The organism is Psychrosphaera sp. 1_MG-2023 (genome assembly GCF_030548245.1).
In the GTDB taxonomy this organism is placed as follows: domain Bacteria; phylum Pseudomonadota; class Gammaproteobacteria; order Enterobacterales; family Alteromonadaceae; genus Psychrosphaera; species Psychrosphaera algicola.
Genome location: NZ_JAUORW010000001.1, coordinates 16,180 through 39,480, shown reverse-complemented (window position 1 = coordinate 39,480; position 23,301 = coordinate 16,180). Strand labels below are relative to the sequence as shown.

Annotated in this window: 16 protein-coding genes; 4 read left to right on the top strand and 12 right to left on the bottom strand. The window is 40.4% G+C overall.

Going from position 1 to position 23,301, the window contains the following annotated elements:
• Positions 1-64: 64 nt before the first annotated feature.
• The 6 genes from Q4575_RS00135 to Q4575_RS00110 form a co-directional block, all read right to left on the bottom strand.
• Entirely contained in the window at positions 65-3,310 is a 3,246-nt protein-coding gene (locus tag Q4575_RS00135) for a glycosyl hydrolase (RefSeq protein WP_215963090.1), read from the bottom strand.
• A gap of 915 nt (positions 3,311-4,225) precedes the next feature.
• On the bottom strand, positions 4,226-4,834 hold the full coding sequence (locus Q4575_RS00130; protein WP_272179516.1) for a glutathione S-transferase family protein: 609 nt from the start codon (positions 4,832-4,834) through the stop codon (positions 4,226-4,228).
• Positions 4,835-4,936: 102 nt separating this feature from the next.
• On the bottom strand, positions 4,937-5,989 hold the full coding sequence (locus Q4575_RS00125; protein WP_215963088.1) for an NADP-dependent oxidoreductase: 1,053 nt from the start codon (positions 5,987-5,989) through the stop codon (positions 4,937-4,939).
• Positions 5,990-6,015: 26 nt separating this feature from the next.
• Positions 6,016-6,444: an organic hydroperoxide resistance protein gene (locus Q4575_RS00120; protein WP_215963087.1), complete on the bottom strand. Its 429-nt coding sequence runs from the start codon at positions 6,442-6,444 to the stop codon at positions 6,016-6,018.
• Positions 6,445-6,583: 139 nt separating this feature from the next.
• The gene (locus Q4575_RS00115) at positions 6,584-7,741 is read right to left on the bottom strand and encodes an iron-containing alcohol dehydrogenase (RefSeq protein WP_303520917.1); all 1,158 of its coding nucleotides are present in this window, start codon (positions 7,739-7,741) and stop codon (positions 6,584-6,586) included.
• A gap of 165 nt (positions 7,742-7,906) precedes the next feature.
• Positions 7,907-8,593: a type 1 glutamine amidotransferase domain-containing protein gene (locus tag Q4575_RS00110; protein ID WP_303520915.1), complete on the bottom strand. Its 687-nt coding sequence runs from the start codon at positions 8,591-8,593 to the stop codon at positions 7,907-7,909.
• 200 nt (positions 8,594-8,793) lie between these two features.
• On the opposite strand from Q4575_RS00110, the gene Q4575_RS00105 reads away from it, so the two are divergent.
• The gene (locus Q4575_RS00105; protein ID WP_303520913.1) at positions 8,794-9,696 is read left to right on the top strand and encodes a LysR family transcriptional regulator; all 903 of its coding nucleotides are present in this window, start codon (positions 8,794-8,796) and stop codon (positions 9,694-9,696) included.
• Positions 9,697-9,735: 39 nt separating this feature from the next.
• Here the strand turns inward: Q4575_RS00105 and Q4575_RS00100 are convergent, their stop codons facing one another.
• The 3 genes from Q4575_RS00100 to Q4575_RS00090 form a co-directional block, all read right to left on the bottom strand.
• Entirely contained in the window at positions 9,736-11,193 is a 1,458-nt protein-coding gene (locus Q4575_RS00100; RefSeq protein ID WP_303520912.1) for a hypothetical protein, read from the bottom strand.
• A gap of 256 nt (positions 11,194-11,449) precedes the next feature.
• Entirely contained in the window at positions 11,450-12,100 is a 651-nt protein-coding gene (locus Q4575_RS00095) for a DsbA family oxidoreductase (protein ID WP_303520911.1), read from the bottom strand.
• A 48-nt stretch (positions 12,101-12,148) separates the two neighbouring features.
• On the bottom strand, positions 12,149-12,700 hold the full coding sequence (locus Q4575_RS00090) for a carboxymuconolactone decarboxylase family protein (RefSeq protein WP_215963081.1): 552 nt from the start codon (positions 12,698-12,700) through the stop codon (positions 12,149-12,151).
• A 210-nt stretch (positions 12,701-12,910) separates the two neighbouring features.
• On the opposite strand from Q4575_RS00090, the gene Q4575_RS00085 reads away from it, so the two are divergent.
• Positions 12,911-13,573 carry a haloacid dehalogenase type II gene (locus Q4575_RS00085; protein ID WP_215963080.1) on the top strand — a complete coding sequence of 221 codons (663 nt, stop codon included), beginning with the start codon at positions 12,911-12,913 and terminating at the stop codon, positions 13,571-13,573.
• Positions 13,574-13,635: 62 nt separating this feature from the next.
• Here Q4575_RS00085 and Q4575_RS00080 read toward each other — a convergent pair whose 3' ends face one another.
• Positions 13,636-14,244 carry a TetR/AcrR family transcriptional regulator gene (locus tag Q4575_RS00080; RefSeq protein WP_303520908.1) on the bottom strand — a complete coding sequence of 203 codons (609 nt, stop codon included), beginning with the start codon at positions 14,242-14,244 and terminating at the stop codon, positions 13,636-13,638.
• Positions 14,245-14,517: 273 nt separating this feature from the next.
• On the opposite strand from Q4575_RS00080, the gene Q4575_RS00075 reads away from it, so the two are divergent.
• Both Q4575_RS00075 and Q4575_RS00070 read left to right on the top strand, forming a co-directional pair.
• Positions 14,518-19,563, top strand: a complete 5,046-nt coding sequence (locus Q4575_RS00075; protein WP_303520906.1) for a C39 family peptidase — start codon at positions 14,518-14,520, stop codon at positions 19,561-19,563.
• A 122-nt stretch (positions 19,564-19,685) separates the two neighbouring features.
• A complete protein-coding gene (locus tag Q4575_RS00070; RefSeq protein ID WP_303520904.1) occupies positions 19,686-21,668 on the top strand; it encodes a bifunctional diguanylate cyclase/phosphodiesterase in 1,983 nt (660 codons plus the stop codon).
• A 39-nt stretch (positions 21,669-21,707) separates the two neighbouring features.
• Here the strand turns inward: Q4575_RS00070 and Q4575_RS00065 are convergent, their stop codons facing one another.
• On the bottom strand, positions 21,708-22,235 hold the full coding sequence (locus Q4575_RS00065; RefSeq protein ID WP_303520902.1) for an NUDIX hydrolase: 528 nt from the start codon (positions 22,233-22,235) through the stop codon (positions 21,708-21,710).
• A gap of 122 nt (positions 22,236-22,357) precedes the next feature.
• A complete protein-coding gene (locus tag Q4575_RS00060) occupies positions 22,358-23,272 on the bottom strand; it encodes a hypothetical protein (RefSeq protein WP_252736536.1) in 915 nt (304 codons plus the stop codon).
• Positions 23,273-23,301 lie beyond the last annotated feature (29 nt).

Below are 23,301 nucleotides of genomic sequence, written 5' to 3'. Positions count from 1 at the left end.
ATATCCACGATATTTCCCCGGCATTACCACTACTTATATTTATTATTTTTAACGGTGTTAGGGATTACTCAAACGTAATGTTGTCGACATAGTATTTCGACTCAGTTGCGTTGTTCACCGCTCCCATAAATCGAACACCAAATCCACTAATCTCGCCCATATCACTAATATCTAACATCAGTTCAGTTCCAGTTGATGCTAAGTCAACTGCACCGCTGTCGCGCCAGACACCCTCTTTGTCTTTTGCAAATAGCTGTACTTGAACGGCATCACCTGCATTAGCGGCCAGCGCCGTGACCTTTAACATGGTTACGTCACCTAATAACAAACCACCTGCTGGGTAAGTTTGTAAAATCACGTCATCGTCGCCATCAACTAACTGTGCTGTTCCAACAAGAGAATTTTCTCCTTGTGCTGCCCAATCAGTTGCTAACAGCAAACCTGCTGTTGGTGTCCAGTTAACTTGGAACTCCCAATTATTTGTCCCTTCAAAGTCGTATATAACTTTGTCGTCTAAACGGACGTTATCAAGATAAAAGCGTGCGTCTGTAGCTGAAGCGTCTATGCCTTCATATTGGAATCCAAGTCCGGCTAACCAATCAAATTCAGTAACATCAACAGTAAGCTCTACACCACCGTCAATAATTGTTACTGCGCCACTATCTGCCCATTCCCAGTCATCACCATGTTTAACAAACAGTTTTACCGTCACGCCCACACCGGCACCAATAGCATGACCACTAACTTTTACTGTCGTCACATCACTAACGTCGATACCACCTTCTGGGTATGCTTGGAACATTGCGCCGGTAGGCTCTGTAAGCACACTAAGATCTTTGATCATCGTTAATGCTTTGTTGCCACTTGCAGACCAATCAGACGTTACAGTTAGACCAGGTACACCACTCCAGTTTATTTGGCTTTCAAAGCCTGATGTATCAGGTTCAAAATCGTAAATAACTGTGTCGTCTAGGCGTACATTATCTAAGTAGAATTCAGCAGCAGTTGATGTCGCTTCAAACCCTTCAATTTGGAAGCCGAAGCCCGCTAACCAGTCAAATTCAGTCACGTCGATTTCTATTTCAACACCACCGTCAACAACTGAAACCGCACCACTGTCAACCCAAACCCAGTCATCTCCATGCTTAATAAAGAACTTAATCGTTGTACCAGCACCTGAATTTATGGCGTTTCCGCTCACTTTAATCGCAGTGACATCAGTAACATCTAAACCACCAGCTGGATACATTTGGAACATCACACCCGTTGGTAATTCAGCCTCTGCACTTAAGTCTTTAACTAAGGTTAATGCGCGAGTACCACTTGCTGCCCACTTATCACTAGTTGCAATACCTGTTGTTGGGGACCAATTGATTTGTGCTTCAAAATTAGCCGTGCTTACTTCAAAACCCTCGAACAATCCTGCTTCTGTTTTGCTTCTTCCACCTGGGATATCCGCTAAGTTAATAACACCTTCATAGGCATAGTTTGCGTCAATAATTGTCGCCTCCGCGCCATCAGGACCGATGTCATCGCCTTCTTCCCAAATATTAGAATTCCACGTAATAAAGAATGACCACCAGGCGTTTTGCTCGTGCATGACTGCAATGTCTGGAATTGTGCCAGTCTCTGTTAGTGCAACAAGTTTTTTGCCATTGTGACGATCTTTAAGTTTGGAATATTGGCTTTGAAAACTGTCGCTGGCATTATTAGTTGGTTCGGCATAACCGTCATAACCTACAATGTCGACATACATGTCACCTGGATACCACTCAGTATCGAGATCCCTGGCGTGGGTATAAACCCATATCAAATTGTTAAGGCCGTGATGATTAGTCATACGGTCATACATGATGATCCATAATTCTTTTAATGCATCTGGACCAGCAGCCCCCCACCAAAACCAACCACCTTCTGCTTCGTGTAATGGACGCCATAAAATTGGAATATCCATATCCGTCGTAAACTTTTTAAGCTCTAACGAAACCGTGTCGATATCAGCAATTAGCGCAGCGTAATTCGCACCCGTTTTATCAGCAAGCGCCGCAGCTAAATCAAATGTTGTACCATTTGGATAACCTTCAGATTGAGTATAAAAACCCTGCCACCAATTTTCTTCATCAATATCAGTTGGCGCATTCCAGTGGAATAACGCCGACAATATGACATTTTTATCATTGTGTGCGGCTATCATGTCTTCAGTAAGACCTTGAGGTGATGTATGTGATGCTCGTGTAGCAGAAAAATCAAGATAATCGAACGCAACAATTGCAGGCGCATCATCATTTGTCGCAGTTACAATTTTATCAAATTCAGTTAACGGGAAATGCCCATCCACAAGCGTAGGGTATTCTGTTTGACCAGATAACGTAGCCGTTCCGTAGTTAGAGGTTAAATACTCCATTAAACTAACCGTTGCTGCTGTTGCATTGGGGTTAACCAAATCAGCAGGTACGGCTAATGGACCGGCAGGCTGTGCTGCTGGGACTGTCATCAAGTAGTCAAAACGGTAATAATTCCAACCATCGCTGACCTCAATAACATTATTACCAGCATTTAACTTAACAACCCCAATGCGGTATTCAGAAAAATTACCAGTCGCATCTACGGTAAATTCATTACCTACCCCGTTTACCGTAATTACCGCATTTTTACTGCCATAACCCGATGCTGGAATACCAAATGCGGCATACAAGGTAACAAACGTATCTTGTTCCATAGTAATGTTATAGGTAACTGATGCCCCGGGAATGATATCGAGGGTATGAGATCCCGACGCGCCATTTAAATATCCATCTTCACCTGCAGATACAAGTTCAACACCAGCTAACGTCGCGATACTGTCATCTTCAACTTCGTAAAAAACTTTTGTTGCAGGGTCAAAGACCACAATTTCTATAATATCAACTAAAGGATTTCCGTCAGCATCAACAGCTGCAGTGCCGTCACTTTCACGAGCAGAAATTTCAAACGTAAATGATTCTATACCAAGGATATTTGGTGCAATAAAAGAGAGCTCAGTTGACGACCAATCGGTAATACCTGTGATAGGTGTACCTGCGGTTTGCGTCCATAAAACTGTTTGGTCCGTTACTGTTCCAACAAGACGACCAGAAAGCAACACTTTACTTCCAGGTTCGTATTCAGCGCCTTCACCAGCGATTACACCAAGTGGTCTCTCTTCTGGTGTATATTCAACAGTATCAGTATTTAATTTTGCTTCTTCGATCCCACAACCGCTAAGAAGTCCTGACAGCGACACTGCTACTATCAATGCCCCCACAGATTTATTTTTTAATAACACACTCATTGTTATTCCTCTTTTTATTTTTATATTTACCAACCTAACAATAATGAGGTTGGTAATCTCCCCGTAGATACAATTTTTTCACACCACACAAATGAACCGGTTCATTTAGTTATGCAAAAAAATCCGATTCAATCCTAAAATCAAAAGAATGAACCGGTTTATTTATTCCATCGATAAAGCTAAACTAAAATTAACCTCATTTCAATAACTATTTTTAGTTAAATATAAACGACTAATATTAAAAACAATTTTGATTATTGGTCTATTTCATTACAACTAATTTACGTAATAGGATAATAAAATATGACTAAGGAAACCGTTCGTTGTGGTTCTACTTTGTTGCTAAGAGTATATAAATCAATAAAGTAGATTAATGTCGGAAGGAAATATCTTTGCATTCTCGTCTGCATCATCTAACAATAGGTTTGTAACAACCACTTCTAATGCCAGCAAGGTATCTCACAAATTAGTTGGTTTTTATTTTAATACAAAGCCCCTTTTAGTTTTTTAAATGATATTTACGGCTTTTTTTCAGCCCAATTGACGTTAATCGCACAATCAAGGAAGAAAACAAACCGACTAACAAAACAACAATCTAAATATTCAATATACATCGTAAGTGTAATACCTGAAAATGTAATCTAGCTTGTTGTTAACCATTAAATTAAAATGAAAAAAACTAAAATTGTTACTTCTATAAGAAGGTACAAAAGATAAAAAATGAGGATGTGAATTATACGGTATTCACAATTCAAAATTGGCTATTTTTTGAACCGGTGCATAATATTAGGTCTGAGAATAACAAGGGTGATAATACTGCCCAACACAGACACTTTTTACCGAAATTACAGCAGTAAACCGAGATAACGTGCCTAATGATTGATTAGGCACTTCAATGCAAGTTAGCCTTTAATTTTAGCCTTGGCTAAACGCCGCTTGATAGGCGGCCCTGCTTTGCATCGTTGTTAAATAGGCCAATGTATTAGTACGTCCCTCTAACATGCCTCGCTTACCGGCAATTTCTAACATAATTGTCATCATGATGTCTGCCGCGGTAAAGTTATCGCCGGCAAAATAAGGACGTTGGGTTAACGTCGATTCAATATAAGAAAAATCGAGGGCAATTTCTTTAGCGATATAACCATCCATTGGTTTAGTGCCGTCGCGCCCTTCCATCGTCATAAATAAAGACGTAATCACGGGGAGGCTTAATGAGCCTTCAGCAAAGTGTAACCATTCTAAATAATGATAATATTCCTGCGAACGGGCAACCGGACGTAATCGGTTTTGTGGGTCTTGGTCTAATAGGTATTCCATAACCGCACCTGATTCACAAAGTGTTAGCTCACCATCGACAATGACCGGCGCTTTTGCAAGAGGATGAACTTGTTTTAAACTATCAGGAGCCAATTGTGTTACCGGGTCCCGCTGATGCTTTACCACGTCGTAAGGTAACTGCAACTCTTCGAGTAACCACAGAACACGTTTTGAACGTGACGCATTTAAATGATGTACCGTTATCATAACTTTCCCTTAGCTTATATAGCCGTTAACTGGTCTATATTTTGATTCATACAAACAAAATGCCCTTACTGTTAAAGTAAAGGCATCCATTTAAAATTTAAGTTAACTTAGGTTGTCAGGGCCAATACGAACCACCAACTTGCCAAAGTTTTTACCTTCAAGCAAACCGATAAATGACGATACCGTATTTTCGAATCCTTCCACCAAATGTTCTTTGTACTGAATTTTACCCGCAGATAACCAGCTGGCCATCGCCTCGCTAAATTCATTGTATCTATGACCATAGTCATCAAATACGATAAACCCTTGCATCTTAATGCGCTTAACAAGTAATGCGCCCATCAATGCCGAGGTACGGTCAGGTCCACTTGGTAATTCCGTGGCATTGTATTGTGAAATAAGACCACACAGCGGAATACGTGCACTTGAGTTAAGTAAAGGCAATACTGCGTCAAAGACCTTACCGCCAACATTTTCGAAATACACATCGATACCGTCACCGCATGCATTTGCGAGTTGTTGTGGTAATTCATCTGAGTAATGATCTAAACAGGCATCAAATCCAAGCGTATCGACTACGTATTGGCACTTCTTTGCGCCACCAGCAATACCAACGACTCGACAACCTTTGATCTTAGCTATCTGCCCTACTAAACTGCCAACGGCACCAGACGCGGCTGCGACGACTACGGTTTCACCGGCCTTTGGTTGACCTATATCTAACAATCCCATATAGGCAGTTAAACCAGGCATACCCAATACGCCCAACGCATATGAAGGGTTAGTGATCGTATCATCAAGTTTAAGCAAGTTGTCACCATCGGAGATGCTGTAATCTTGCCAGCCACCATATGCAACAACCCAATCACCTTGATTAAAGTCAGCATGATGAGACTCTTCAACACGACACACACTGCCGCCGACCATCACACCATTTATTGCAACAGGGTCGGCGTAGGATTTTGCATCATTCATTCGGCCACGCATATACGGGTCAAGTGACAAATAAACGGTACGTAACAAAACCTCTCCGCTTTTAGGCGTAGGTCGGTCAGTTAATACCGTTTTAAAATTGTCAGTTGTTGGTGCGCCAAACGGGCGTGATGCCAATACAATCTGACGATTGGCCGTTGCTGATTGGTTATCTAACGTCATCAAAAAAATCCCTCATAGCCAGTTATTTATAAAACGTTTAACGTAACTTTAATATTGCCACGTGTTGCATTCGAATAAGGACAAACAACATGCGCTTTTTCGACCAATGCCGTCGCTGTTTCTTTATCAATATTACCTAAAGAAATGTTGAGTTCTGCTTCAATACCAAAACCTTGAGTAATTGGACCAATAGATACTTTTGCATTTACATAGCCATCTTCAGGAAACTTAATTTTTGCCTGGCCCATAACAACTTTAAGTGCGCCGATGAAACATGCAGAATAACCCGCAGCAAACAATTGTTCAGGGTTCGTGCCTTCGCCGCCAAGTCCGCCGAGGCCTTTTGGCGTCGACAAAGAAATATCTAAGTGGCCGTCAGTTGATTTAGAAGCGCCGTCACGGCCACCTGTTGTGGTAACTTCCGCGGTATAAAGTACTGAATTTAATTCGTTCATATTAATCTCTCTATCTAATGAGTCGTTAGGTTACTAAGTGACGGTTTTGCTTTATGACAGACAATCAGTAACCTATTTATTTGAGGCCAATTCTAAGATTGGCTCGGCCGCAATAATGTAATAATTCGTATGTTTTAAACTAAAGCGCTAACTCGACAATTTCACGACTGACATCCAATGTAATATCACCGTGTTCGCCAAGTTGAACCATGCCATGTTGTTTTAACTTATCTATAATGCCATCAACGTGTGTTTCGTTAATGTCGACATCCGATAGGCGAGTTGGTACACCCATACGTTTAAAGAAGTCTTCGGTTAACTCGATAGCTTTATCAATTTTTGCAGCATCGTCATTACCCGACAACGACCATACTCGCTCAGCATATTGAATGAGTTTTTCACGTTTTTCATTTCGCTTAACTTTCATAACGGCAGGAAGAATAATTGACAAGGTTCTTGCGTGGTCAATACCAAAACCACCAGTTAACTCGTGACCTATCATATGAGTAGACCAGTCTTGTGGCACACCAGCCGCAATGAGGCCATTTAGCGCCATCGTCGCGGACCACATAATATTAGCGCGAATTTCTAAGTCTTCTTTCGTATCTGCTTGTAATGCTTTTGGCCCTTCTTCGATTAGAGTCAATAATAAACCTTCTGCGAAACGATCTTGAACCTTGCCATTTACGCTGTATGTTAAATATTGCTCCATTACATGCACAAATGCGTCTACTACACCGTTACTGATCTGACGGTCAGACAACGACAATGTCACCGTAGGGTCTAGTACAGCAAACTGCGGGCGTAATAACGGGCTTGAGAATGGTATTTTATTCCCATCACGTGTCACAACAGAATTACCATTACTTTCAGAACCCGTTGCCGGTAAAGTTAACACTGCGCCAATGGGTAAAACGTTATTTACAGGTGATTGTTTAACAAGAATGTCCCAGGGATCGTCGCCTTCAAATAAAGCGGCAGCTGAAATAAACTTAGCACCGTCGACAACAGATCCACCACCAACAGCCAGTAAATAATCAATACTTTCTTGTTTGATGATATTTTGTGCTTTCATTAATGTGTCGTAGCTTGGGTTTGGTTCGATACCGGAAAACTCAAACCATGTGTGATTAGCTAATGCCGTGACAACTTGGTCGTAAACACCATTACTTTTTATCGAACCACCGCCGTATACTAATAAAACCTTAGCATCTGCTGGAATTTCTTTAGTGATCTTAGCGATTTGACCTTCGCCAAAATGAATTTTTGTTGGGTTTTGGAAACTAAAATTTAACAAGGCTAATTCCTTTTCTTTTAGGGTAATGCAACGCAATTAAGTTGAGTCAGCTGCATGGAAAAATAAAGCGCTTAACTATATACAACATAGGTAGTTAGCTAAGCGAAAAAATGATCACTTTTATTTAACTATTTTAGAAATAACGTGGTTATGTCCAAACGGTAATTAAACAATTGTACTTAACAGCTTCTGTGCCACTAGTACCGAACTTGCTGGATTTTGACCTGTGATAAATAAACCATCTTGAACAGAAAACGCATTCCAGTCAGCCACCTTTTGGTAGTCGCCACCACGTTTAATTAATTCATCTTCTAACAAAAATGGAACAATATCGGTAAGTTGCACAGCGTCTTCTTCAGTATTTGTAAAGCCTGACACCGCTTTTCCTTTAATCGCATATGCACCAGTAGCATCTTTAACGTTTAAAAGTGCTGCCGTTGCGTGGCAAACCGCCGCAACCGGTTTATTTGCAGCAAGAAAGTTTTCAATCAATTTAATGGAATCGTTATTATCTGTTAGATCCCATAATGGACCGTGACCGCCAGGGTAGAACACCGCGTCGTAATCTTCTGCATTAACATCAGCTAATACGTGCGTGCTCGCAACAACGTCCTGTGTTGCCTTGTCTGCATAATATTTGATTGTTGCAGGGGTTTGGAAGTCATCTAATTCGCTTTTTGGATCAATCGGTGGTTGCCCGCCTAATGGCGACGCTAATGTCACTTCAATACCCGCATCAATAAATGCGTAATATGGTGCAGCAAATTCTTCAACCCAAAAACCTGTTTTTTCGCCTGTATTGCCTAAATCCGCATGCGAAGTAAGTACCATTAATATTTTTTTTGCAGTCATGTTGAGCCTCTATGTGTTCACTTTTTGAAAACGAATAACAAACTATTTTGTATCGTTGTTCTTGTTAGTTCTATTAACTTGGGTAGAGCTTACAGAACACAAACAAAGCTGACAATGCAGACAAAACAAACATCTTTGTATCAATAAATGATACAATCTAAATTCAATTGTCTATGGCATATATGAAGTGAGCTAACCCATTGGATATTTCGTTTGATCAACTAAAAAGTATGGTGGTATTTGCCCAAGTTATCGAGCAAGGCACCCTAAGCGGTGCGGCAAAAAGGCTGGGCCTATCTCGTGCCGTGGTGAGTTATCATATCAAAAAGTTAGAGGCACATTTGGGCATAAAATTGCTCAATCGGTCAACACGTACCATCTCGTTAACCGAGGCCGGCAGCGACTACTATAAACATTGCCGGGTTATTGCCGAACAAGCCTCCGCTGCCAATCAACAAATCGAAAACTTAAAACATGAACCTGTGGGTCTTCTTAAAATAACCTGTCCAGTTAATGTTGGACTTCAAACCATAGTGCCGGCATTAAATGAGTTTAAAACCCTTTACCCTAAAATCGAACTCGATGTCATGTTAACTGATGAAGTTGTGAACATCATGAAAGAAGGCATAGACTTGGCAATTCGTGGCGCTCCGCTTGCTGACTCAGGGTTACAAGCCACAAAACTATCTACGCTTCGTACTTGCCTTTGTGGTGCACCGTCCTATTTTGAAAAGTTTGGTATTCCTACACACCCGACAGATCTTGATAAACACCAATGGGTTATCTATAAACTGACCTCTGGCACTTTGGAGTTAACCAAGGGCACACGGTCGTTTAGCATTGAAATGAAAGGCTCAATAAACACAAATAATGCCGCTGCAAGAACAGCCTTTGTGGAAGGTGGACACGGGATCGCTCGAATTCCAATATATGATGCTAAGCCCAAAATTCAACAAGGCTCGCTTATTTCCGTATTAGACGATTATGCGATGAACGATATTAATGTCTACGGCGTATTTCCACCCGGCGGCGCTGACTCAAAAAAGCTAAGGTTGTTAATCGATTACTTAAAAGCATACTTTGTGAAGCCCCTGTTATTATAAACAAAGGCGTAGCCACTAATTTATTAGTTATGGTTTAGGTTAGGTCAATGTAAATACCATCGGCTTTTTCAACCAATCTTGTTTTGGTAAACCTGTTTTACGATCTTTTTCGCGAACTAACCACGCACGCACAGTAACCGTTAACTCACCAGCGCTGCTTTTAACAAAATTTAGTGTACAAAAGTGCTCTTTGGTTCGACGATTTAAATAACGTATATCAAACAAATTATATTCAGATGTGACTTTCCAGGGAGTTTCATAACTAATTTTACAGTTTTCAACACCTTGCACCGTTATCGGGGGGAAGTTTTTGAGTCTGGAGCTTCGTGTAATGTCGCTGGTTGCAATACTGCTCATACCGGACAAGTTCGACATAGGAGAAGAGACAACTTCGATTAATTTATTATCGCGATTAGAAAATTCCACTGTTGAAATTCGGCCATGATGTACATCCCCGCTAAGCACCACAACGTCATGTTCTGCGTCATGTAACGCTTTTATGAGTTTTTTGTATTGCTTTTCATAATACACAAAATTTCTATCGTCATTTCCCGACTGTTTTACCATAAGTGGCTGAGACAAAACCAATACGCCCGGACAGGTTAACCCCTTCACCCAATTTAGAATGTCTTTAAAATAGGTTTCCGGCATTATGTTTCTTGTCGTACGATAAGCTCGAAGATCAGCCAGACAAAATGACAATTCATTAGCGATGGTAAACACTCGAACAGGTTGACTTCGCTGCACATTTTTAACCCCATCTTTAGCGGTTTTTCGCCACGCGTCTTTTACCGATGGGATCTTCAAAGCCTGGATAAACGGTGACAACCCTTTCACCAGCGGGTAGTTATTCCAAAACTCATGATCGTCCGACAAGAACCACGTTGCCCCATTCCTAAATGCGCCTCTTAACGCCTGCCAATGCAGCGCATAATCGTTTGCAATACGATCTCGTATTTCTTTTGGAATCACACTGAGGGAATCCCAACCAATATCTAAATAAACTTGGTCGCCGGTCAGAAATTTAATATGAGGTCTGTACGTAGACTCATCAAATTTAACTAAGGTTTCGTAGGCAAGTCCAACGTGTCCGCCATCAAACTCTTCATAAAAACAACTGCCAAGCCCAACAGTAAATCCGTTAACCATATCTGCAATCGACATAGGCAATGTCGTGAAGGTGCCCGCTGAAAGCATGGTTTCAGCTTGTATTTTAGGATCAGCAAACACCTCACTGACGACAACTTCATAATCATGGCCAGGTAAAAGCCCATCGAAGGTGACTAACTTGCAGAAACGTTGGGATTTTATGTCGCTAAATGGTCTTTCCCATTCGGCTTTTAAAACAGATTGGGTAGCAACGAGTTGAGAGTTTGTATCGGTGATCTTAACGTTTACTTTGATAGGTTTCCGGCAATCATGGAACAAGGTGCCCAACCAAATATTTACGGTTTGTTCTGTGACTTCGTGTACGACTAAACTCCATCTGTTTTTCATATTAGTTTCCTTACTGGTTGCCACTTCGATTGTATGTTTTTCATACAGAGTGTCAATGTCTTATTGTTCGGCGTGTATGTATAATTCAAGCGGCATTTTGAGGTTTTGAGGTTTTGAGGTTTTGAGGTTTTGAGGCTTTAAACACGAATGACGTCGTGTTTAAAAAGTAGAGTTAACTAAAACTAGCATTAAAAAGGCCGCTCTGTAAGCGGCCTTTTACTTATGTCAGCTATCATAAGTCACTAACACAGCAATGTTAATTGCTAATATTAAGTTCTTTTGCGAGAAAACTTTTGAATGTTTCTACAGGGTGGGCACCTGCAATGCCACTCGATTGATTAAAGACAAACGTAGGTACGGACGTCACACCAATACCTTGCCAAAATTTTTCATGCTCTATAACCGCTTGAATCGCGTCGTCACTGTCTAATGTTGCCATCGCCTCGTCAGCATTTAAACCAACGGCAGCAGCTTCTCTTCTAAGCACATCACGGTCTGACACGTCTTTGTGCTCGGAAAAAAATGCAGAGAACAAACGTAATTTCAGCTCGGTTTGTAAGCCATACTCTTTGGCGTACTCTAACAAAATGTGATTTTCGCGAGTATTAACTATCTTCATATTATCGAAATAGTCAAAACTGAAACCAACTTCCTTGCCACGGTTTGTCATATCAATTCTAAACTGAGCACTGCTTTGTGGCGTTGAGCCGTATTTTCTTGCTGAGTGGGCCCGTAACTCTTCCCCTTCAGGTGGCATATCAGGATTGAGTTCAAATGGCTGCCACTGTATCTCGACCCTATCTGCAACATCCAACTCGGCAATTGCTTGTTGCAAATTTTTGTAACCGATAATGCACCAAGGACATACAACATCAGATATGATGTCTATTTTCACTTTATCCACCATTAACACTTTCCTTATAAAACCAACTTAAAGCGCATTTAAGGAAGTTGCTTACGATTTTTCCCAACCAAATGGTTGAAAAGGTGCATCTAGTGGCGTGTTTGCAATGTGATTTGTATAGTTACTGATCACTTTTTGAGACAAGCCTAGAATGATTTCTAGCACTTGTTGCTCACCGTATCCTGCCGCATAAAACGCAGCAAGTTCTTCAGGAGTGACATGACCTCTATGACGGACAATTATTAATGTCATGTCTAATAGTGCCTGTAACTTTGCCGTAGGTAATGCCGTTTGGTTACGTAATGCTTCAGTTATCGCTGGATCAACTTTCATTGAATGTGCAATCGCCGTATGCGCAGGGACACAGTATGTGCAGCCGTGTTCCACATTAATGCCCTGCCATACAACTGTAAGTTCTTCAGCGTTAAACGACGAATCCATAAACAACTGATGTAATGATTGATAGGCTTTTAATGTACTTGGTGCAGATGCCAAAACACCGTGTAGATTTGGCAACATGCCATTGGTTTTTACGGACTGCTCTAATACAGGCTTGCTTTCAGCAGGTGAAGATTCAATTGTATGTATCGTTAATGATGTCATTATAATTCCTAATTTTTAGCGATTTGAATAGAACGGCTCGGACTGAAGCTTCGACCTAATAATAAGCGTCAAAAACATTTTCATACCGACCGGTACATTATAATTTTCCCGAATTGTACCGACCGGTACGATAAAGTCAATGATGAATTAGTACAAAGCGCTATTTAAATCTATTACTATGCGTAAATCGCTTTTAAAAAGAGGTAGAAGATGAAACCAACACTTGCTTTTGACGTATACGGTACGTTAATTAATACCCATGGCGTTGTAGCGCTTTTAGAAACTTATATGGGTGAGCATGCAATGGTGTTTTCAGAGACTTGGCGAGCTAAACAACTCGAGTATTCTTTTCGCCGAGGCCTAATGAAGCAATATGTTCATTTCTCGATTTGTACCAAAGACGCCTTAGCCTTCACATGTGAACATTTAAACCTTCATTTAACCCAAGCGCAGCAAGACTCGTTACTGCAAAGTTACAAAACCTTGCCTGCTTTTGATGATGTTAAAAAATCACTGTTGAGACTCAGTGAACGCTTTACGTTAATCGCATTTTCTAATGGCGAGCGTAGTTCGGTCGAAAGCTTACTAAACTATGCCCAAATAGATTCATTATTTAACGACATCGTATCGGCAGATGAGATCAGTACATTCAAACCAAACCCAGATATCTATCAACATTTATTAACTCGAACAAACTCTAAAGCGGGATCAACTTGGTTGATATCGAGCAATCCGTTTGATGTTATCGGCGCTAAGTCCTTTGGTTTACAGGCGGCTTGGGTAAAACGAAGTGATAATGCTGTATTTGATCCCTGGGGCATTGAGGCAGATTGTATAGTCAATAGCTTAGAGGCGCTATTTCAACACAACTGAATCTTAGGTGCGGTCATAAATAATAAAAACAGGGTTAACGAACAACAGAATAGATGAATATTCTAGTGGAGCTGAGTGCTTATGCCCGCAAGCACAGCGTCGACACTATATTCAAGTTGAGCTTTATCGACACCTGAACGGGCCATAGCTGCGGTACCTTTTAGCGTCGTGTACAAACACAAGGCATTCTCTGCCGCCTTAGTGTTCAGGCCAAGCTCTATTGACTCCGGATCCGTTTTAAATAATTCAGTGAAAATTTGCTTTGGTATTGCATCCGCTTGTTTTAACAAAGTTTCAGCTTCTGCAGGAATTTCGCCGCTTTCGAGTTCAGATTGGCATAAAACGAGATAACAGCCTTTGGCTCCGTCATCGCTGCATTGCATCGATACAACCGACATCATATGATTTTTTAAACGTTGTTTAAGGCCAACTCCCTCTGCAAACAACAAGTCTAAATGGGGTTTCATTTTAGTATCGAGATAACACTGAGTGGCTTTTACAAATAAAGCTTCTTTATTGCCAAACGAGCTGTACATGCTTGGCTTGTTAATGCCCATACGTTGAGTTAAGTCAGTTAACGACGCACCTACATAACCCTTTTGCCAAAAAACATCCATCGCAGCATTTAAGGCGGTGTTTTCATCAAATGCTTTTTTTCTGCCGCTCGCCACAATGTTCCCAAACTTATTTATTCAAAGAGCTTAAATTGTACCTACCGGTATACAACGAGTCAACTATGGGCGATATCGACTCAATCTAGATGCATTTCCCACCTTAAAAACACTCTACATAAACGACGTTATAACAAACAAAAACATATATTTTATAGTGCTAAAGCATTGTTCTGGTTAACTTATCAGTTGATGTTTTAATTTATTCGCAATACCTATACACTCAAACAAAAATTATTTTATGCGTTTAAAGTCAAGATTAAGGGAATGTAAATGACGACAGTTGCAGTAGAAAAAGAAGATGAGCAATTAAAAACTGCTGTAACAAAAACTAAGGCGTTATTGAAACAAGGTCTTTACACTGATGCCTTAACGTTTAGCACAAACCTCTGGGGGCCAATAGACAGTTGGCAACTCATTGCGCAACGTAAAATTGCCAGTGCCATTTATGCGCATTTAGGGGGGGACAGAAACGCTGAGGCCATCTCGCTAAAACTCTATAGACAATTTCCAGATAAAGCGGAACAACTTAAAGATCATTGGTACTACTTACTTAATAAAGACGGTTGCATATTAGCCAAAGAGTTTTTTGACCGGACAAAATCCCAAATAACCGAGCCCAAAGATGAAGATGACATCATTGGATTTGAAGCCATTTTACAACGACTTTTTCATAACTACGAACAGTCTGAACAACTAATAGAAAAAGGCCGGCAAGTCACCGATAACAAGGCTTGGTTTGAAATATTGCATATTTCAAACCTCATTGCTCAGGATCAATTTGAACAAGCTTATAATGTCGCTAAATCCCTATATGAATCCGAGCCTAAAGTATCAACTTTACGTGCCTATTTTAATTCAGCTCAGCACGCTAAAGGCCTAGAATTTGCGATCGACATTTATTGGCGTGAACTGCCAAAATTTCAATCAGCGTCAATGTGGTTAGACTGTGCAACAAGTTACGCCGAACTTTTAAATTGGCCACAATGTGAACTCGCATTACAAAAATATGATGCGCTAAAAATAGCAGAAGACCGTCAAAGCAAACGCAACTATTTAATATTACATGGCCAGTGTTTACTCGCAAAAGGTGACACTGAACAAGGCCAACAGGTGTTAAAGCAAAGTAAACAGTACTACTGGCAAGCGGTTTGTCGCAACATAGACACGTTTAAACAAACGGCATTAGGAGCCAAAACTAACCAAAACACTGACCAAAACGAAAACATCAATGAACACGTCAGTGCTGGTAAAAAAATTCTCGATGTGCCCTTTTACCGACAAAAACACCTGACTTGCGCACCCACTACAATGGCAGCGATTGCGAGTTTTTTTGGCAAGCAATATGACTCTGAGCTTATCGCTGAAGATATTTGTTTTGATGGCACGCCAGACACCAAAGAACGACAATGGCTCAGAGACCATGATTTTTCATTTGCAGAGTTTGAATTAACAAAGCCACTTTTGATTAACTTAATTGATCAAAACATTCCTTTTGCTTTAGTCACCACATCGGGCTTTAGCTCTCATATGCAAGCCGTAATCGGCTATAATTTGCCCCACGGCAGCATGTATATCATGGATCCGAGTTCGCCTGCGATGCAGGAAATGTTGATAGACGAAACCATAGAAAAAGAATCGTTTCTTGGCGCTCGTTGCATGGCTTTTGTGCCAAAAGAAAACAGTCACACATTAGATTTTATCGATACAACTTGTCGTCACATATTCCCAATTCAAGATCAATATCAACTCGCAAGGCAAGTACAAGACGCTGACAAAATGACAAGTGTGTTTGAGCAAATGAAAACTATTGCGCCTGATCATCGTTTGACCCAAATTATGGAACGCGATTTGGCGTGTTTTTTCAACGATACCAAACTGATCCAATCCGCCAACGACAAATTACTTGCCATAGCCCCAAATGAAACCGTATTACTTAATTCACAATATTTCTGTATCCGTGACTTAGGTGACCGTAAAGGCGCGTTAAAGTGGCTTAGTGATTATTTAGACAAAAATCACAATCTCGACCTTACAGAAACCCTATTTAATGAAATATGTGACACTTCAGAAAACCCCAAATTAGTAGAGAAACTTTTATTAAGATTAAAAACTATTGGATGCAGAAGCGCTTCGGTTTACTACTCTATCGGCAATTATTATTGGGCAATTCAAGAGTTTTTAAAGGCCAAAGAATATTACTTTATTAGTCACTGCATGAGCGAAACTAACGCGGTTTATGTAGAAAACTACTTTAAAATGGCCAACATTTTAGGTGAAAGTGAAAGTGCCCTTTCTTGGTTACAAAGACGCGTAGAAAAGTATCAAGAACGTTCGGCCTCACCCGCAATTTCACTTTACCACGCCTATTGCATTATCAATCAAAAAGCCAAGGGAATTGAAGTACTGCAAAATGCGTTAACCATGCATCCAAAAGACAGTGACTTGGTTTCAACACTCGCCTTTGCCTTAGCCGACGTAGGAGAAATTGAAGCCTTACAAGCACTAATTGAAAGTAAAAAAGACGTCCTATCCGAACGTCTAAGGGTAAAATTAACTGCCCGGTTAAATGAATTACAGGGATTGATGGAACAAGCCTGTAACTGTTATTACCAGTTATATTCTGACGCCCCTTTTATCACTGACATTGCCAACCTATATTTCCAGAGTTTAAGTAAATTTGGGGCAACTGAAAAACTCAATCTAGAGTTACAGTCACTCATTAAACAACACCCTAAAATTTCATCTGTTTATGTCTATGCGGCCAACTGGCATAACGATCCTCAATTTCTTGTTGATAACCTAGTCACTGGGTTAGCGTTGCGACCAGACAATTGGTTTTTGCATCAAACGTTAATCAATGCATATTTGCAATTAAATCAATATCCAGAAGCGTTAAAACAAGCACAAGAAGCATACCAACGACATAATTGTGGACCATTCCAAACGGCGTTTTTAGCTAAGTGTTATTACTATTGTAACGACTTCGAACAAGCAACACAGCTAGCAAAACAAGCGTTAAACATCGATGTTGATAATAGCACCGCTCTTTGGCTGATCACGGCAACCACTTCGAGTCGCGAAGAAAAGCAAAACTCCCTCGCCTTTGTTAAACAATTGCTCTTAAAGCAACATTCAATAGACAGTGGAATTTGGCATTACTGGCATGAAGGACAACACTTACTGCCGGAAAGTGAATTGCAAGATTTTGTCGACATGTTGTTAGTTCGCTATCACAACGAGTGGTTTACATACTGCATCGCAGCGCAGTTTTACAGTCAGTTTCATAAGATGGATAAAGCCATTGAGATCCTTAACACCGGCCAGGAAAAGTTTCCGCTAATTCCAAGAATGTACAGTGAACAAGCCGATATAGAGCTCGCCATTGGGGATATTTCAGCAGCGATAGAGAGCACTAAAAAGGCACTAAAGATAAATCCATCTTGGGACACAGTTGCCAAAAAACAATCGGAGCTATACGAAAAACAAGGCAACTTAAATCAAGCATTGCAAACCATAGCGGATTGCTTAAGTCATAATAGTCTTGACGGTATACTGCATGGCTTTTACGCTGATTACGCATTAAAATTAAATAAAAAACAAGAAGCCTTAACCCATCTGAAACAAGCCATTCGTTTTAATATTGATTACCCGTGGGGCTGGGAGCAACTTCAAGAAATAACGGCCGAATTAGGGGTGCCTGAGCAAGCATTCGAGTTAGCAAATGAACTCACGACTCATCAGCCACATTTAGCACCAACATGGCGTTTCAAAGCCTTTTTAGCCGATGACAGACAAACTAAAAAGCGCTGCATTGAACAGGCGATTCAATGCGATCCAATGGATGAGTCCAGCTACGCCCAACTGTCGCAATTATATACACGACAAGGTGAATTTACCGCTGCGATAGACCTACTCAATTCAACTCCCTGGGGAGAACAATTGCCCGTGGAATTAGCCACCGCGAAAGCTGAACTATTATCTCAAACAGGTAGAGAAGATGAGGCCGCGACAGTACTCTATCAATTATTGTTTAATAAAAGTGGGTTAATTCAAGCTTGGCAAAAACTCTATGGCATTTTCGATCGACTGATTGAACACGACGATAAATCTAAATTACGAGCGGTTGAAGCTGCACAACGGCACATTACACTAAACCCACACGACCCAGACGTTTTGTGCGTTGCAGGAGAACAAATTTTAGCCTACGGCGATAAACAAGAAGCTACGGATTGTCTAAAACGAGCTTATGAACTTTCACCGAGCGATGAATATATCATGCTGACTTACGTCGACCGATTAGTCGACTTGGCACAGTTTGACGCTGCCCTGACATGCTTAGTTGAATATGAAAAAGTTAGCTTGGTAAACTTTGCCCTCGCAAGGAAAGTAAATGTATTGACCCAACTTCATAAAATTGATGAAGCTCTTGACGCCTTTACGTTGCTAATAAGCAACCACTGCGATATATACGGCACCTTGCACCATGCATATAAAAGTTTAAACATTCATGTTCCATCTGAAAAACTCATCGAACTGTTGAGTCTGCAACTTGAAAATTGTGGCCGCATGCAATCGAGTTTATGGGCAGATAAGTTTCTTCTGCATAATAAACGCAAACCGGTTAATAAGTTACTCGTACAAATCGAGGCCATTCAATCGCAACCCAGTTGGGCCGGCGCATTTTCAAGCATTCTCGACTATCTACATGAAAAAAGTGAAATACCAGACGATAAAATGATTGCAGATAACAAGTCTCGTTTGCATCAAGATGACCAGTTAGTCATGAGGCTAATGGATGTCTATATTCAAGCAGGTCACTATTATAATGTGGTCCATTTATTTGATGGAATTGACGACCTATCTAAATTACCAATGGCAGGGTTTTACAATTACGCAGTTTGTTTATTAATGCTCGACAGAGGCCAAGATGCCAGCCCAATTATTCATCAAGGACTGCAAGTAGATGCCGATCACACTTTGCATAACTTGTTAGTTTGGAGTCATGCCGATAACTGGATCCAAACAAATCAAATTGTCCCCGAAGAGCTCAATTTAATTGACCAAAGAGAGCTTATCGCCACCGAACAATACATATTTGATGCGCTAAATCTTATGTCTGACTTAGCGAAAAGCGAAAAACACAACAGCATTTTAGCAATAAAGCCCAAACTTAACGAACTTAGAAATAGGTATAAAGTGGTCGCGGGGATGACCGTATGTGATGGCTTTCATCGCAAATGTAAAACCGCAATTAAAGCCCTTATTGCACCGCAAGGAATTTGGCAAAAGTTGCAACTTAGCTGGCTACTTAGATAGTGCTAAATACAATGGAATAGCATATTTTTACAAAACCGCCATTTTAATTATGCAAAACGCGCTTTTTATTAAATTTAGGCTATGGTTAAGGTCATAGTCTAAATAGAAGTAAGATTGTTTTTTTGAACAAAAATAATTTGGAATTAAATAAGCACGTCGAACAAGACGCGGCTGTGCTGTTATATGGTAACGCCATTTCTGGCATTTTAATCACTTTACTCACCTCCAGCTTTTTAGTTTTTGCTTTTGACAACCCGCAAACCGCCGATTTCAAAACAGTATGGTGGCCGATAATGGCAGCCGTCCTTTCTCTTCGATTTATTGATGCTATGTGGTGGAATTTTAAAGAAAAAAACACCGACTTTGACGGAAAAAAAGCAATCACACGGTTTATTATCGGGGTTAATTCAACCGCTATTGTATGGACCACTTATCTAGTTTATGCCACAACACATAGTAGCGGTATAGAATTGACCACCACCGTTATTACTGTCGCTTCAATGGCTGGTGGTGCGGCAACGATACTTGCGGCTCACAAATACACTTCGATGTTTTATCCGGTTATTTTGCTCGTCCCCGGCGCCATTGGTTTACTTTTTTCCGATATAGAGGCATTACAACTCCTCGGTGTCCTCGGTTTAGCATTTGGCTTTGTTATGTTGGCAACATCAAAAAAATCGGCTGATTTCACGCGAAATGCATTATTTTTAAAAAATGAAAACGCGGTTTTAGTGCACCGGATGGAAGAAAAAGTAAAACAACGTACTCAAAAAATCTATGAATTATCCAATTTGGATCCCCTTACCGGGCTATACAACCGCACGGCATTTTTAGACGCGCTAAAAATGATGGTATCTAAACCAATAGAGCCCTTCTCATTGCTGTTTATTGACCTCGATGGTTTTAAAAAAATAAATGATTCAATTGGGCATAAGGCTGGAGACCAAATTCTAAAGAAAACAGCCAATCGCCTTAAAGCCTATACGTTAGAGTCACAATTGTTATGTCGTTGGGGCGGTGACGAATTTATTATCGTGTTTACCAATACCCGCCAATCAAGTGCCATAGAAAAATCAAAACAATTAATAGAAAAGCTGTCTGAACACCACAAAATTGAAAACAGTGTTTTATCGGTAGGTGCAACTATTGGTATCGCTTTGTACCCAGAACATGCGACGACTGAAGATCGCCTAATTCAATTAGCCGACATGGCAATGTATTTTCAAAAGAAGCAAATGCGCTCTACCGTTGGAGTGTTTTCAGAACAGATGGAAAAACTTTATTCCAAAGAGTTACGTTTAAAAAACGGTTTGACCAAAGCAATCGAACAACACCAACTCAGGATAGTGTACCAACCTATAATCCGCTCAGAAGATAACACAATAGCGGCATTTGAAGCCCTACTTCGATGGCGAAATGAAGATGAAAACATACCACCTGATGAGTTTATTCCCATTGCTGAACAATATGGCCTCATTCACGAAATCGGCGCCTGGGTACTCAATCATGCTTGTCAGCACGCGAGCCAATGGGGCATAGGAAGTAACGTAGCTGTTTGTGTGAATGTTTCAGTAATCCAATTTCAAAATGAAAATTTTATCAATGTTGTTAAAAATGCTCTTTTAAACAGTGGGCTGCCGGCAGAATTATTACATCTTGAAATAACCGAGTCAGTTTTTGCTACCGATTTCGACTCGACATCTAACCTGATAAAACAACTTCAAAGAATGGGAATTAAAGTCTCTATCGATGACTTTGGAACAGGGTATTCATCGCTATCTGTATTGCAAGATTTAGCGGTAAATATGGTCAAAATAGATCGTTCATTTGTCGCTAAAATGGATTCAAATGGTGCAGCCATTGTGACTGCCGTTATCAATATTGCAGACTCTTTTAACTTTTTGGTCATCGCGGAAGGTGTCGAAACAGAAAAACAAACCAATGCCCTTAAAAAACTTGGAGTGCAATATCTTCAGGGTTATTTTCATTCTCGCCCGTTAGAGGTGGAAAATATCCCAAGTTATCTCCAAAGTGGCGTTTCACCTTCTACCACAAATCTGTCGCATCAAGTTGACCAACGTGGAGAGTCAATTGAAATCAACTAACTATATTTCAAGCAAGATGTAAATCAGTGGTTTTCCTTACTAGTTTTGTAATCCCAATAATTGCTTAACAATAAGTTTTAATAAAAAGGTTTCTCTGACAATAGACAATCCTTTTTTAGGGTTGCTCGCTAAGGTTTCTTCATTATGCTTTATGGCATCAAAAATATTGATCCAAACCGGTGTCATGCCATTTTGAATTTCGTGCGGTTCTAATTTTGTGGTCAACAATTCACTATCGATATCACACACAAAGCAATAAGATTCCATGTGGACAATATCAAAGTCACTTTTGTGCCATGGCCGAAATTCTTCATATAAACCAAACTCTTTAATATTAGTTACTGAATGAGCACCGGTTTCTTCTCGCAATTCTCTTATTAATCCTTCTACATGGGTTTCACCGTCATCTATGCCACCCCCTGGTAATGTGTAGTCATGGTATCTTTGGGTGTAAAGAAGCAATATATCTTCACCCTTAAGCACGATGGCGCGTGCCGCTTTACGGGTAAACGTTGGGGCAGAAAGATCTCGTATTTCAGGGTGAACAGCTGACTTCAATAATTTCATGTATAAACTTTAGGATTTAATTTCAAGAACTAAGAACAGGTACTTAGAATAATTTAATGGCCGCCATTTTAGGTATTTACTAAGAAATTAATAGTTTTATTATATGTTCCAGAGGCTCGATACTAGTTGTTTCTATCGTGAACATAAAAGAGTGTTTGTAACCATCTTAGATCTTCCGGTCCAAGTGAGGCTTGTTTATGCAGCCTACTGTCTTCATAAACCTCCTTATAAACATGACAAATCGCTTTTTCAGTTAGCTCACGCCACCTATCATCGTCCAACTCTTTAATGCTGCCATCAGCAAGGCTTGGGTCAGTTAGCGGGTCATGTTGTGATTGAGTCGTCCTTAGCGCAAACTCTAATTCTTGTAAGATCGGATTAATAACTTGCAAGGTATCCGCGCCTTCAAATTCCTTAGCAATATGTGCTTCTGCTTCTTTTATCGATTTATCTAATTGATACTGAGAAAGCTTTTCACCCGTGGGACGCAGTCCGTATCTATTAAGTAAGCCACCAACGCTCGGTATGAGTGCTTTAGCTGCTATTCCAGCCCCTAATAGAGGATTTACAATCGCCGCCAGACCACCCACTAACAACATGCCATAGGTGAGCTTTTTATCAAGTAAATCAATTTGGTTGGCTAACGATTCAAGACTATTTAGTTTTCCATCGTTTCGAGTCCTAACCAACGTCTCAGCAGATTGACGCATAAAACCTTTAAGCATTTCTTCCGAATGTTCGTTCGGGAAATGGAAAATACGTTTTTTCGGAAGATTATTAATTTCTGGTACGCCGTTTGGTAAACACCGCATTGTATGTAACGCAAATTTATAGTCAGATAGCTCGTAGGGGATAACAAAGTAGTGTTTCTCATCGTATTCGGTATCGTCGTAGTTACCCGATTGTTCTGCCGACATAAATATCGGCAGCCCGTTTACCTTTTCTTTAACAAGGGTATAACCCGACGTTAACTCTTCTGAAGCCTTATCAGCCACAGAGCGAACCGCAGATAAACCTTTTTTTAGAAAGTTATGCATTGAGGCCGTAAATTCCTTTTTAAGTAAAA